This is a genomic window from Litchfieldia salsa (assembly GCF_900104555.1).
GTDB classification, from domain to species: Bacteria; Bacillota; Bacilli; order Bacillales; family Bacillaceae_L; genus Litchfieldia; species Litchfieldia salsa.
In genome coordinates this window covers 423,376-435,984 of record NZ_FNJU01000003.1, presented here as the reverse complement: position 1 = coordinate 435,984, position 12,609 = coordinate 423,376, and the positions used below count along the sequence as shown (strand labels likewise).

15 protein-coding genes are annotated in these 12,609 nt (G+C 33.7%); 11 read left to right on the top strand and 4 right to left on the bottom strand.

Going from position 1 to position 12,609, the window contains the following annotated elements:
- Window positions 1-47: 47 nt before the first annotated feature.
- The 5 genes from BLQ56_RS09155 to BLQ56_RS09130 all read left to right on the top strand — a co-directional run bounded on the left by BLQ56_RS09155 (window position 48) and on the right by BLQ56_RS09130 (window position 3,857).
- On the top strand, window positions 48-650 hold the full coding sequence (locus tag BLQ56_RS09155) for a YpjP family protein (protein WP_090852627.1): 603 nt from the start codon (window positions 48-50) through the stop codon (window positions 648-650).
- Between the two features lie 51 nt (window positions 651-701).
- Window positions 702-1,208 carry a phosphatidylglycerophosphatase A family protein gene (locus BLQ56_RS09150; protein WP_090852979.1) on the top strand — a complete coding sequence of 169 codons (507 nt, stop codon included), beginning with the start codon at window positions 702-704 and terminating at the stop codon, window positions 1,206-1,208.
- Window positions 1,209-1,688: 480 nt separating this feature from the next.
- Window positions 1,689-2,417 carry an anthrax toxin lethal factor-related metalloendopeptidase gene (locus BLQ56_RS09140; RefSeq protein WP_090852621.1) on the top strand — a complete coding sequence of 243 codons (729 nt, stop codon included), beginning with the start codon at window positions 1,689-1,691 and terminating at the stop codon, window positions 2,415-2,417.
- Window positions 2,418-2,545: 128 nt separating this feature from the next.
- Entirely contained in the window at window positions 2,546-3,340 is a 795-nt protein-coding gene (gene thyA / locus BLQ56_RS09135; protein WP_090852619.1) for a thymidylate synthase, read from the top strand.
- A gap of 31 nt (window positions 3,341-3,371) precedes the next feature.
- Entirely contained in the window at window positions 3,372-3,857 is a 486-nt protein-coding gene (locus BLQ56_RS09130; RefSeq protein ID WP_090852617.1) for a dihydrofolate reductase, read from the top strand.
- A gap of 80 nt (window positions 3,858-3,937) precedes the next feature.
- Here BLQ56_RS09130 and trhA read toward each other — a convergent pair whose 3' ends face one another.
- Both trhA and BLQ56_RS09120 read right to left on the bottom strand, forming a co-directional pair.
- A complete protein-coding gene (gene trhA, locus BLQ56_RS09125; RefSeq protein WP_090852616.1) occupies window positions 3,938-4,573 on the bottom strand; it encodes a PAQR family membrane homeostasis protein TrhA in 636 nt (211 codons plus the stop codon).
- Between the two features lie 151 nt (window positions 4,574-4,724).
- On the bottom strand, window positions 4,725-4,949 hold the full coding sequence (locus BLQ56_RS09120) for a hypothetical protein (RefSeq protein WP_090852613.1): 225 nt from the start codon (window positions 4,947-4,949) through the stop codon (window positions 4,725-4,727).
- A 243-nt stretch (window positions 4,950-5,192) separates the two neighbouring features.
- Here BLQ56_RS09120 and ilvA point away from each other — a divergent pair, with 243 nt between their 5' ends.
- On the top strand, window positions 5,193-6,464 hold the full coding sequence (ilvA, locus tag BLQ56_RS09115) for a threonine ammonia-lyase IlvA (RefSeq protein WP_090852610.1): 1,272 nt from the start codon (window positions 5,193-5,195) through the stop codon (window positions 6,462-6,464).
- Window positions 6,465-6,655: 191 nt separating this feature from the next.
- Window positions 6,656-7,516 carry a DegV family protein gene (locus BLQ56_RS09110; protein WP_090852607.1) on the top strand — a complete coding sequence of 287 codons (861 nt, stop codon included), beginning with the start codon at window positions 6,656-6,658 and terminating at the stop codon, window positions 7,514-7,516.
- Window positions 7,517-7,611: 95 nt separating this feature from the next.
- Here the strand turns inward: BLQ56_RS09110 and BLQ56_RS09105 are convergent, their stop codons facing one another.
- Window positions 7,612-7,896, bottom strand: a complete 285-nt coding sequence (locus tag BLQ56_RS09105) for a hypothetical protein (RefSeq protein ID WP_090852604.1) — start codon at window positions 7,894-7,896, stop codon at window positions 7,612-7,614.
- Window positions 7,897-7,919: 23 nt separating this feature from the next.
- Entirely contained in the window at window positions 7,920-9,143 is a 1,224-nt protein-coding gene (locus BLQ56_RS09100) for an MFS transporter (RefSeq protein ID WP_238457230.1), read from the bottom strand.
- 238 nt (window positions 9,144-9,381) lie between these two features.
- Here BLQ56_RS09100 and BLQ56_RS09095 point away from each other — a divergent pair, with 238 nt between their 5' ends.
- The 4 genes from BLQ56_RS09095 to sat are packed head-to-tail and all read left to right on the top strand — an operon-like array spanning window position 9,382 to window position 12,601.
- Window positions 9,382-10,152 carry a phosphosulfolactate synthase gene (locus tag BLQ56_RS09095; protein WP_090852598.1) on the top strand — a complete coding sequence of 257 codons (771 nt, stop codon included), beginning with the start codon at window positions 9,382-9,384 and terminating at the stop codon, window positions 10,150-10,152.
- Window positions 10,134-10,676, top strand: a complete 543-nt coding sequence (locus tag BLQ56_RS09090) for a histidine phosphatase family protein (RefSeq protein WP_090852595.1) — start codon at window positions 10,134-10,136, stop codon at window positions 10,674-10,676. Before BLQ56_RS09095 ends, BLQ56_RS09090 begins: the two co-directional genes overlap by 19 nt.
- A gap of 33 nt (window positions 10,677-10,709) precedes the next feature.
- Window positions 10,710-11,423, top strand: coding sequence for a phosphoadenylyl-sulfate reductase (locus BLQ56_RS09085; RefSeq protein ID WP_090852592.1), 714 nt, complete (start codon window positions 10,710-10,712; stop codon window positions 11,421-11,423).
- Between the two features lie 29 nt (window positions 11,424-11,452).
- Entirely contained in the window at window positions 11,453-12,601 is a 1,149-nt protein-coding gene (sat, locus tag BLQ56_RS09080; RefSeq protein ID WP_238457224.1) for a sulfate adenylyltransferase, read from the top strand.
- Window positions 12,602-12,609 lie beyond the last annotated feature (8 nt).

Genomic DNA, 12,609 nt, shown 5'->3' with positions numbered 1-12,609 from the left:
TAGAATAATATTAAAACATTTCACGTGTAATTGAAAGGGAGAGTATGATGCATAAATGGTTTAGAAAAGCATTGGTTGTTTCATTTTCAGTCCTTACCCTTGGTATGATTGCTCCACCCCCTGCTCTTACCATGCAGGACTTAAAATCAGATGAAACGTCAAAACGAAATACATTTGACCAAAACCCCACTAGTAATTACTATTCTATAGATTCGATTGCTACACTTCAAAAAGAAATTGATAAAAGAGAACAATTCATCAATTATGCAATCATACAGGCTGAACAACAATCTTTTCAAAAATTCGGCTCTAAAATTACACCAATTATTGAAGAGGAATTTAATCAACAAATTTTCCCTAAAATCCAAGAAGCTATTTTAGCATTTGCTAAAGCTTATCCTGAAGAAACTTTACATAACTTGGAGATCACCGAAAATCCAAGTGGAGGAATAAGTGAGAAAATTTTTCATATTTATGATAAAACAACCAAAAAGGATCTTTTAAGGTTTCACGTGAGAAGAGATCAACCACCTAATGAGGGTCATTGGTTTAATTTTCATTACCATACTTATCATGACCAATTTCAATCCCATCATGAGTTGGGCGCAATCTTTTGGGATAGAAACACGCCTCCACAATGGCTAAGTTAAAATGTAGACAGGAGTGTGAGACATTTGACTAGAAGTTACTCTTTGGATGAAATGATTATCGAAGTGAAAAAAATGCTAGTAAGTCGCGGTGTTGAAATAATTGATATTGCGAAAATTGTGTTAAAGCTACAAGAAAAATACATTCCGACAATTTCCATTGAAGAATGTATTCATAATGTGGAACGAGTATTAGAGAAAAGAGAAATAATCCATGCGGTCTTAACCGGTCTTTCTTTGGATATTTTAGCCGAAAAAAAAATGTTACCACAGCCGTTACAACATTTAGTCGAAACGGATGAACCTTTATACGGAATTGATGAAATCATTCCATTATCAATTGTAAATGTGTATGGTTCAATTGGTTTAACAAATTTCGGGTATCTTGATAAGGAAAAATTTGGGATTATTAGGGAGTTAGATGAACATGATGGTCAACATGTTCACACGTTTTTAGATGATATTGTTTGTGCATTGGCGGCTGCGGCAGCTAGTCGAATTGCACACAGAGATAAAGATGTAAAAGAAGGTAGAGTAAAAGCATTTGTTTCTGAATTGTAACGGACAGGGCTTTTCAATCGGTTATAAATCCGGTTGATAAGCCTTTTTTCTTACTCATATTTAACCAACCAATCAAAAATTAATGTTATAAATTTATAAAGTAATATAAAACAGAGATAAGTAATAATCCCAATAAAAATAATTAGGTGACTTTTTTGTATATATGAATGAATAATCATTGTTAAGATAAAGGAAATAGTAATTAAATCAGCGTAAATAATACTCTGACAACTTGACACCTCCCTTGCCTCCAACAGAGTACGTTCAGTTTCTTCATCACAGTTTCTGAAATTCAACATTTTTCCTCACCCTAATTTTGTAGCATGGAATAATTTATGAATAAATGTAAAAATTGGTGAATTGTCTTATTAAACCTTTTAGTCTATGTGAAATGTTATAATATTTTCAACATTAAGTTTAATGTTTTCTAAGACTAGTAGATTTTATGAGATTAAACAACTGAGACTGAGGAAGGTATTTATGAATAAAAAGTTATTAGTTCTTCTTCTAATTCTTATCCTTCTTTTGCCAATGGATAAACAAAACCATGGAGATGCTTCCATTCATGGAATTCCTTTAAAAGAATTTATATCTCTTACTATTTTTACTTCAAAACAGATCATTCCTAATTACAACCTCTTGCAAGAGCTAATTTTTTTGCCTGATAATGAGTTTAATGAAACCGAAGTAATGAATATAATTGAGAGAATAAGCCGAATTGACCGTAAAATATTACAAGCACTTGTATGGGAGAATATTCAAATTAGTCTCTTCACAGGACAATTAACAGACCAACCTTCAGCATCCCATCTTAAGGGTATGAAACCTAGGGGCTATAGTGAACATGGTCCGGGTTGGGATGATGTTCCAGGTATTGGAGGAGGTCGGTCAGTTCTAGTGAAAATTGGTCATAGTCACAAAGGAAAAGGACATGGTTCTGAGAACTTAGAACTTCATGAGATTGCTCATACAGTGGATCAGAAGATATTAAATAGGATTAGATACGATGAAGAATTCCAACAAATATGGAGAAAAGAAGCATCGAAGATGTTTCCAAACAATAGCTACTTTATCATTTATTCAGAGGAATATTTTGCAGAATCATTTGTATACTACTTTTTATCGAATGATACGCGTGAGACACTTAAGAAAAACGCCCCCTTAACATACTCATACTTTAACCAGAAGTTCTCTGAAATAAGTAACTAAACTTTTTTCGACATTTATTAAGGAAATAGCTTGATTTTTGTATTTTTATCGTTGAAAATTATATAATGCGAATTTCGATGCATCGATTATTTTTCTTGAAATTAATCACTCAATGGGGGTACCAAATTATGCAGCAATATAAAGACTTGTTAAATGACATTCTACAAAATGGTGTGAAAAAAGAAGACCGAACAGGTACTGGGACACTTTCAGTATTTGGTAGACAGCTTCGTTTTGACTTACAGGAAGGATTTCCACTAGTTACAACAAAAAAACTCCATATCAAATCAATCTTACATGAATTACTTTGGTTTTTAAAAGGTGAGACAAACATCAAGTACCTTAAAGATCATGGTGTTTCAATTTGGGATGAGTGGGCAGACGAAAGCGGAGAACTTGGTCCAGTCTATGGATCTCAATGGAGAAAATGGGAAACAAAGAATGGTGAATTTGTTGATCAAATTGAAAATGTAATTAATCAAATCAAAACAAATCCTGACTCTAGAAGATTAATTGTCAATGCTTGGAACGTTGGGGAAGTCGATCAAATGAAGTTACCTCCATGTCATTATGCATTTCAATTCTATGTAGCTGATGGAAAATTATCATTGATGTGGCAACAACGTTCGGTCGATACTTTCCTAGGACTTCCGTTTAATATCGCAAGTTATGCTTATTTAACATATATGGTAGCACAACAGTGTGACCTTGAAGTAGGAGAGTTAGTTTTTACTGGTGGAGATGTGCATCTTTATCTTAATCACTTAGAACAGGCGAAACTTCAACTAACAAGGGAGCCGAGAGATTTACCGCAACTTATTATTAAGAGAAAACCAGAGTCAATTTTCGATTATAACTTTGAAGATTTTGAAATTATTAATTATAATCCTCATCCACATATTAAAGGGGCAGTTTCTGTATAAAACTTCATTATTAAGGAAATGGGGTAAATGTATGATTTCATTACTTGTAGCAATGGACAAAAATAAGCTTATTGGAAAAGATAATGACCTACCATGGAGGCTACCCGCGGATTTAGCTTACTTCAAAAATCTAACAATGGGTCACCCTATTGTAATGGGTAGAAAAACATATGAATCAATCGGGCGGCCTTTACCAGGACGAGAGAATATTATCATTACTCGTAACCTTTCTTACGCTGTAGAAGGTTGTGAGGTGATTAATTCTACCGAAGAAATCATAGAGCTTAGTAAAACTAAGAAGGAAATATTTGTTATTGGTGGTTCAGAGATCTTTAAAGAAATATTACCTTTCGTCGACAAATTGTATATTACAGAAATAGAAGAAGAGTTTGAGGGGGATACCTTTTTTCCGAATTTTAACTTAGAAAATTGGGACTTGAAAACTAGAGAAAAAGGGATCAAAGATGAGAAGAATCCCTATGAGTACTATTTCTGCTTGTATGAAAAAAAGAAGTAACTAATAAAAAAAGAGACTTCCCAAAAGCCATCATTGATAGGCACTAATGGGACAGTCTCTTTTTTTTAGATTAACGTTTTTTAAACGAGATATAGGACTGAGAAAAAATGAGTAATTGAAGCTGCAAGAACAAATAGATGCCAAATTGCGTGGTGAAATTTGAATCCTCTCCATACGTAGAAAATCGCACCAATTGTATATAGAATCCCACCAGTAACTAATAAAGCAATGCCTGTTGGGTGTACATTTTCAACTAAATTTCCCCAAGCAAATACGATTAACCAACCTAATACAATATATAGAAGTGTTGATACATGCAGAAACTTTTTTACAAAGAAGGCTTTGAAAATAGTTCCTCCTATTGCAAGTCCCCAAACTGTTCCAAATAGAGTCCATCCTAACCATCCATTGACAGCTATAAACATAAAAGGAGTATAGGTCCCTGCAATAAAGAAATAAATCGCAGAGTGATCAAAAATCTCGAATAAGTCTTTTACTTTCCCTGGTGGGAAAGCATGAACAAGAGTAGAGCACAAGTATAGGAGAACCATTGTTACTCCAAATAAAGTAAAGCTTACAACATGCCAAGCAGTACCATGAATTGATGAATGAACAATTAGAATAACAAGAGCTGCTATACTTAAAAGTACACCAATACCATGAATGATTGCATTTGCAATTTCCTCACCTTTAGTGAAAACATGTGTATTTGCCATTTAATCACATTCTTTCTCTTAAATAATCATTTAATACTTATCCATTTAGAATGAATAAGATGTAATTACTTATTTATTATATCATATGGCTTCAAGTTGAGCTTAACATTTAGTCTCACATGAATATTAAAAAATGAATATTTTGTGAAATTTATTTGCCGTAGTTTTCAATCTCTTGCATGAAATTTTCAAATGCTTCTGGATCACGGAAATCTTCTTGTGACCAATTGGACTTGACCCATTTGATTAATTCCATTGGCTCATTAAAAACTTCCCCACTCGTATCTGCTTTCCTAATCATATAGCGACCATTATCCTCGTCGATTGTCACTTCACAAGGGTAAGCACTATCATAGGCTAATAAACTATATTCCATTTTCTTCACCCTTTCAGCATTAGTTTTGATAATTGTATTCTGTTCCATATGATCAATTGTATACAAAAAGTTAGAGATTAAATGATATGTATTTACGGGTAAGAATTTAATATAAATGAGAAATGAAAAAAATTTGAAAATTTTATATATTCGACTTAAATTCATGTTATAATTTACAAATTAAATAAAACTGCATTGCAGTAATAGCTTAAAAACATTTTGAAAGGATTTGGGTGGAATTTTATGACTCAACAAGTAAAACAAACGTCTGTAAAAGTACAGGTTGAAGATATCATTAGAGCTAATCAAACTGTAAAAGACGTTGTAAGCCACACACCTTTACAGAGAAATGAATTATTATCTGAAAGATATGAGTGTAATTTATTATTAAAACGTGAAGATTTACAAGTCGTCCGTTCCTTTAAAATAAGAGGTGCCTACAATAGAATCAAAAACATCCCTACAGAAGAGCTAGTAAATGGAGTTGTTTGTGCAAGTGCCGGAAACCATGCTCAAGGTGTAGCTTATTCTTGCAGAACATTAAAGATTAAAGGGAAAATATTTATGCCATCAACTACACCAAGACAAAAAGTGTCTCAGGTTGAGTTATTTGGTCGGGAATATGTTGAAATAATTCTAGTAGGCGATACTTTTGATGATTCTTATATAGAAGCACTTAAGTGTAGTGAAGAAGAAAAGAGTTCGTTTATTCATCCTTTTGATGACCACGATGTTATTGCAGGACAAGGAACCGTTGCTGTTGAAATTCTTAATGATTGTGAAGAACCAATCGATTTTGTCTTTGCTAGTATCGGTGGAGGAGGTCTCATCTCTGGGGTTAGTACTTATATGAAGAGTATTTCTCCTTTAACTAAGATTATTGGGGTTGAACCTGCTGGTGCTCCGAGTATGAAGAGTTCACTTAAACAAGGCGAATTGATCAGCTTAGATCATATTGATAAATTCGTAGATGGTGCTGCAGTTAAAACTGTTGGAGAGAAAACGTATGAGATTTGTCGGAATGTTTTGGATGATATTCTGCTAGTTCCAGAAGGAAAAGTTTGTACGACAATTCTAGAGTTATATAACGAAAATGCTATTGTTGCAGAACCAGCAGGCGCGTTACCGATAGCTGCATTGGATTTTTATAAAGATGAAATACGAGGGAAAACGGTTGTTTGTATTGTGAGTGGTGGTAATAACGACATAGGTAGAATGCAAGAAATTAAGGAAAGATCGATGATATACGAAGGTCTCCAATATTATTTTATTGTAAATTTCCCTCAAAGAGCAGGTGCATTAAGGGAATTTCTGGACGAGGTTTTAGGACCAACAGATGATATCACTCGTTTTGAATATACAAAAAAGAATAACAAAGATAAAGGTCCTGCATTGGTTGGAATAGAGCTAAAAAAACGTGAAGACTATAGTCAACTTATTCAAAGATTAGTTAAAAAAGGATTTAAATATACTGAAGTGAACAAAGAAAGTATCTTATTTAATTTGCTAATTTAATTTATAAGGCGGAAGACTACGCACCCGCCTACATATAATTGATCTATTATCAAGACTTATCCTGGTCTAGGCTTTGGGTAAGTCTTTTTTTTACTCTTTACTACAAGTTCTTTTTTGGTAGAAAGTTTAAATTTTAATATTTTATAGTATAATGATAGTAAAAAGGCATACTTAGGTAGGGAAGTGGATTTATGAGTAAGGTGAAAATTGTAACTGATTCGACTTCGGATTTATCTCTAGACTTAGCAAAATCATTAAATATAGAGATTGTACCTTTATCTATAACGATTGATAATCAGACCTATTTAGATCGAGTAGACATATCACCGAAAGAATTTATTGAAAAGATGAAGAATAGTGAAGAGTTACCAAAAAGTTCTCAACCAGCTGTTGGTCAGTTCGTTGAAGTTTATGACAGACTAGGGCAGGATGGAAGTGAGATTATTTCAATACATATGACCAGTGGTATGAGTGGAACTGTAAGTTCTGCTGAAAGTGCAGCACAAATCACTGAAACAAAAGTTACGGTGATTGATTCCAAATTTATATCTAAAGCGTTAAGTTATCAAGTGCTTGAGGCTAATAGAATGGCTGAAGATGGTTTTTCAAGTAGAGAAATTATTAAAAAAATCGATGAGATACGAGATAATACTTATTTATTCGTAGTAGTTGATAAGTTGGACAACCTTGTTAAAGGTGGTCGTATTGGTAGAGGGAAAGCGATGATAGGATCACTATTAAATATTAAGCCTATTGCTTCATTAGCTGACGGGGTTTATACTCCGACTGCGAAGGTGCGAAGTCAATCACAAATTGTAAAGTATTTAACTAATCAATTCTCCGAAGATACAAAAGGAAAAGTGATTAAAGCCGTAAGTATTGTACATGCCGAGGCTTATGAACTTGCATCAAAAGTAAAAGAATCGATCTTCGATTTAACTGGGTTTAATGATATAACAATTGAGTATACTACACCGGTAATCAGCACCCATACTGGGGAAGGTGCAATTGGCTTTATGTATTTTGCAGAAGGTGATAACAGTCAAAAGTAACCCAAGGTACTTTTGTTATTAGCCACTATAGAAAGATTGCTTTTTTACTTTTTAATAACATGCTATGGCTGTCAACAATGTGACAGCCATAAGCACTACTTTTCGCTTTTGGAATCCCCAATTTCAAGCTTTTTTCCACCGATTGAAATATAAGAGTATACATCTAATTCAGGTTTCGCCTTTGACATCCCTTGTATATAAGGTTTTATAAGGTCTTTAAAATCCTCACTAACACCTTCTTCTTCACATAGGCCATAAACATACATTTTTTTCTCATCAATCAGGAACGTAACATAGCCAATTGCTTTCTCATTTTGGTTAATTACATTTATAATTTGATATTCTTGTGTCATTAATTCTGGTGATAAAAAGATTTGCACCTTGATTTTCCTCCTTAAAACGACTAAGTAAGTTGTAATTTATTAAAGAGAGAATCCTTAGTATTCTCACTTGGTTTTTTCTTTTTAACGTGAATTAAAGCCATACAAAGCAATCCAACAACTAAGGTCAATGATGCTGTGATTAAGAACATCCCTGTTCGAGACCAGGCCATTAGCCAACCGAAAATAGGAGGTCCAACTGCCACTCCTAGAAATCGTACAGACCCATAAAGAGAAGTCACAAACCCTCTTTTTGATGCATCTACAGACCCTGTAATTAGACTATTTATGCATGGTAATACTAAACCTGTACCGACGCTACTTATGACTAAGATGGCAATGAATGGGACAAGTGACTCAAAAAAGATTAAGGTTGAAAAAGATATTGTCATAAAGCCTAAACCAAATATAATTAACTTTTTCATTAAAGGCATATTCTTCCCAATCTTACTCCCGGTAAAATAGGAGGTTGTTGTCATAAATAGTAAAGGAATTGCAAGAATTGCTCCTTTTATTAAACCGTCAATTTTATGTACGGTTTCGAGAATGTCTGAAAGATAGAATAAAATCCCAAATAAAGTAAATAAACAGGTTGCTCCTGCTAAGTAAGCGGTAAACAGCCATCTTCCTTCGTTTTTAAAGACTGTTATGAGTCCCTTGAAGTATTTTCCGAAAGGAGGCGGTTCTTTTTTTTGGTTCTTTTCTTTTACAAAAAACATTGTAAGTAGGATAGAACCTAAGCAAAAAATAGGAAATGCATAAAATGCAGCATACCAAAATAGCAAGGCCAATAATGAACCGATTATAGGTGATATGACTTTTCCAAACCCATTAGATGCTTCAACGAGTCCTAGAACTTTACTTTGTTGTCCGCCCTTATATAAATCTCCTGTCAAAGCCATAGCGATGGGGGCGGTACCAGCAGCACCAATACCTTGCATGACCCTTCCTACCATGATCCACATAAATGGATTTGAAAACCAAGATGCGGCCATTCCAGCTAATAAGCCACCTACACCATAGAGTGTGAGGGCTGGTACTATTATTGCTTTTCTAGAAAATCTGTCTGAAAGATACCCCAAAATCGGAATTGAAATGGCGGCTGCGACTGAAAATACAGTAATCACTAAACTTACTTGAAATTGACTAATTCCAAGTTCTTTTTGCATTTGCGGTAAAATTGGGATTAACATTGAATTACCTAGTACAAGGATCAGGGGAATTGAGCCAATCGCTACTATTGTCATTCCTGTATTTTTTTGACTGGACAAGTAACTTGCAACTCCTTATACACAAATTTAATACATTTGTATCTTTCCGTTATTGTCTTCCGTCTATACCTCGTTAAAAATCATCTTCTGTTGTAAATTTTGTAAGTTAAAGTTAACAATTGTTTTATTTTTTATTAAAAAAGCCTATTCTATACACCCTTTCCTAGTAGATGAATAACATATGAACTGTAAAGCAAAGGAGGCGCTTATCACGATGGAGTTTTTGGACTTACCAAATAGAACCTTGAAAAATCGATTGTATGGAATAACTTCAATCGCAGATTTTGGAACTCCGATAGGGGAATTAAGAAACATATTAAATGACTTTCACCAATTTATTGATATTGCAAAGATCGGTATAGGTTGCGCATATGTTACACCAAATATTGAAGAAAAAATCAAATTATATAAGGAATATAATATCAAACCTTACTTTGGAGGAACATTATTCGAAAAATGTTACTACCAACAAAGATTGGATGAATATGTAAGTAAATTGAAGATACTGGGAATTGAATGGATTGAAGTCTCCAATGGAACTTTAGACATTTCCCTTAAAGAAAGACTTACATTAATAAATAAACTAAAAAAAGAATTTTATGTTCTTGGTGAAGTAGGATCAAAGGATGCAGAAAAAGATCTTCCTATATCAGAATGGAAGGATGAAATTAATCTTTTATTAGATGCTGGATGTAAATATGTGATTACTGAAGGTAGAGACTCTGGAACAGCTGGTATTTATGATAGGAATGGTAAGGTTAAGGATAAATTAATAGAAGAAATGACCAAAAATGTTGATATAAATAGAGTGATCTTTGAAGCTCCAACACCAAAAAATCAAATGTTCTTTATTAACTCATTTGGTGCTAATGTGAATTTAGGCAATGTAAAACTTCAAGATGCTCTTGTTTTAGAAGCACAAAGAAGAGGATTACGTAGTGAAACATTTTATTTGGAGGATATTCAATGCAAATCGCCGTTATAAGGCACTTGCCTACAGAATGGAATCAAAAAGGGGTACTTCAAGGAAGTCGAAATATCCCTATTTTGCCATTAACAAGCGAAAACCAATATGAAATCGATCAAAATAGGAAGAAGTTAAGCCAGGTTGAACCTGCAGACATTGTTTTAACTAGTTCTTTGATTCGTACCCAGGAAACTGCTGAAAATTATGGGTATACTTCATTTAAAATTGAACCTCTATTGGATGAATTGAATTTTGGTGAATATGAAGGGGTGCCAAAATCTACTCTCTTAAATGACTATCCCGTATTATGGACTGAGGAACCTAAAAAGTTGACCTTGGGAGAATCTTTAATCGATTTTGAAAAGAGAGTTCTTCGTTTTATAGAGGTATATAACGACTATTCGAATGTCATAGTCTTTGGCCACGGCTCATGGATAAGAGCTCTTATTTCGATTAAAACGGTCGGGAGTATTAATTCGATGAATAAAGTAAAGGTCAAAAATAATGATCTTATTCTACTTGATTTTCCACCGCTAAGATGAATTTTAACCTTCAAAGGAAGGAGTGCTTTTTGTTTGAGTGAATTAATTACATTTAATACATGGCAAGAGGAAGAAGTCTCTAATTTAAACCAATCAGTTAAAGACTATTTTCAACTGTTGAAATGGACATATACAACATATGGTGATGAGGATGTTGTATATGCTTGTAGTTTTGGAGCAGAAGGAATGGTGTTAATTGATTTAATATATAAAGTAAAAAAAGATGCTAGAATAGTGTTCCTTGATACAGGGTTACATTTTAAAGAAACCTATAAATTAATCGATCAAGTTAAGAGCAGATATCCAAAACTGAAAATTGAGTTAAAAAAACCGAATTTAACCCTACTAGAACAAAAGAATCAATATGGTGATGAACTTTGGAAAAGTAGACCAGATCTTTGTTGCCAAATAAGAAAAGTAGAACCATTAAAAGAAGTATTATCTGATAATTTGGCATGGGTATCGGGGTTAAGAAAAGATCAATCACCAGCTCGAAAACATTTGCAATTTATCAATAAAGACGAAAAATTTAAACTGGTAAAGATTTGTCCCCTTATTGAATGGACTTGGGACGACGTATGGACATATATTCACTTGAACAACTTACCTTATAATGAATTACATGACAAGAATTACCCGAGTATTGGCTGTGAACCTTGTACACAACCTGTTTTTGATGATAATCTACGCGGGGGAAGATGGTCAAATCATGAAAAAACAGAATGTGGTTTGCATCTTGATAAGTAAAAACTTGAAATTATGAGGAGGTAATGAATGTGACAATAAGTAAACCGCATGGCGGAAGTCTGGTTAACAGAATAAATGAGAGATATAAATTAAAACCAGGGTTACAGCAAATAGAATTAGATGAGATGGCCTTAAGTGATCTTGAATTAATCGCTATTGGAGCATATAGTCCATTAACTGGTTTCTTAGGAAAAAAGGATTATGAAGCAGTTCTAGGGAAAATGAAATTATCAACAGGGGAAGCTTGGTCCATTCCAATTACATTACCTGTCAATGAAATGGTTGCAAAAAATATAGAACTTGGAGATGAAGTACATCTTGTTAAAAATGATGTAATTTATGGGGCATTGACAGTAACAGAAAAATATACTCCAAACAAAGAAATCGAAGCTTTTAAAGTATATCAAACAACTGATAAAGCACACCCGGGTGTCCAAAAATTATATGAGCGAGAGAATGTTTATTTGGCAGGTCCCATTACATTAGTAAAAAGACCAATTAAATCTAAATTCGAGAAATACTATTTAGATCCTAAGCAGACAAGAAGTGTTTTCAACCGATTGGGTTGGAAAACAATCGTTGGTTTCCAAACGAGAAATCCAGTTCATAGAGCACATGAATATATTCAAAAAACTGCTTTAGAAACCGTTGATGGACTATTCTTAAATCCTCTTGTTGGTGAAACGAAACAAGATGATATTCCTAGTGATATAAGAATGGAGAGTTATTTAGTACTTTTAAAAAAGTATTATCCAAGAGACAGAGTATTTCTGTCAGTTTTTCCGGCGGCAATGAGATATGCAGGCCCACGAGAAGCTATTTTCCATGCGATTGTTAGAAAAAACTATGGCTGTACACATTTTATTGTTGGAAGAGATCATGCTGGTGTTGGGAATTACTATGGAACATATGATGCGCAAAAAATCTTTAGTTCATTTTCGGAAAATGAGCTAGGTATCACACCATTATTCTTTGAACATAGTTTTTATTGCTCGAAATGTGAAAATATGGCTTCAGCTAAAACATGTCCACATGATAAAGAAGATCATGTTATATTATCAGGAACAAAAGTCAGAGAAATGTTAAAGAAAGGTCTGGTCCCTCCAAAGGAATTTAGTCGAGCAGAAGTGGTTGAAGTCCTCATAAAAGGGATGCAAAAAACCTATACAAAGATTTAAAGGGTGAA

What these genes read in the sequence shown, in the direction of transcription:
- BLQ56_RS09095 (WP_090852598.1), top strand. Translation starts at nt 9,382, where the DNA reads ATGGAGTTTTTGGACTTACCAAATAGAACCTTGAAAAATCGATTGTAT.
- ilvA (WP_090852610.1), top strand. Translation starts at nt 5,193, where the DNA reads ATGACTCAACAAGTAAAACAAACGTCTGTAAAAGTACAGGTTGAAGAT.
- BLQ56_RS09090 (WP_090852595.1), top strand. Translation starts at nt 10,134, where the DNA reads ATGCAAATCGCCGTTATAAGGCACTTGCCTACAGAATGGAATCAAAAA.
- BLQ56_RS09110 (WP_090852607.1), top strand. Translation starts at nt 6,656, where the DNA reads ATGAGTAAGGTGAAAATTGTAACTGATTCGACTTCGGATTTATCTCTA.
- thyA (WP_090852619.1), top strand. Translation starts at nt 2,546, where the DNA reads ATGCAGCAATATAAAGACTTGTTAAATGACATTCTACAAAATGGTGTG.
- BLQ56_RS09130 (WP_090852617.1), top strand. Translation starts at nt 3,372, where the DNA reads ATGATTTCATTACTTGTAGCAATGGACAAAAATAAGCTTATTGGAAAA.
- BLQ56_RS09120 (WP_090852613.1), bottom strand. Translation starts at nt 4,949, where the DNA reads ATGGAATATAGTTTATTAGCCTATGATAGTGCTTACCCTTGTGAAGTG.
- BLQ56_RS09140 (WP_090852621.1), top strand. Translation starts at nt 1,689, where the DNA reads ATGAATAAAAAGTTATTAGTTCTTCTTCTAATTCTTATCCTTCTTTTG.
- BLQ56_RS09100 (WP_238457230.1), bottom strand. Translation starts at nt 9,143, where the DNA reads ATGACAATAGTAGCGATTGGCTCAATTCCCCTGATCCTTGTACTAGGT.
- trhA (WP_090852616.1), bottom strand. Translation starts at nt 4,573, where the DNA reads ATGGCAAATACACATGTTTTCACTAAAGGTGAGGAAATTGCAAATGCA.
- BLQ56_RS09150 (WP_090852979.1), top strand. Translation starts at nt 702, where the DNA reads ATGATTATCGAAGTGAAAAAAATGCTAGTAAGTCGCGGTGTTGAAATA.
- BLQ56_RS09155 (WP_090852627.1), top strand. Translation starts at nt 48, where the DNA reads ATGCATAAATGGTTTAGAAAAGCATTGGTTGTTTCATTTTCAGTCCTT.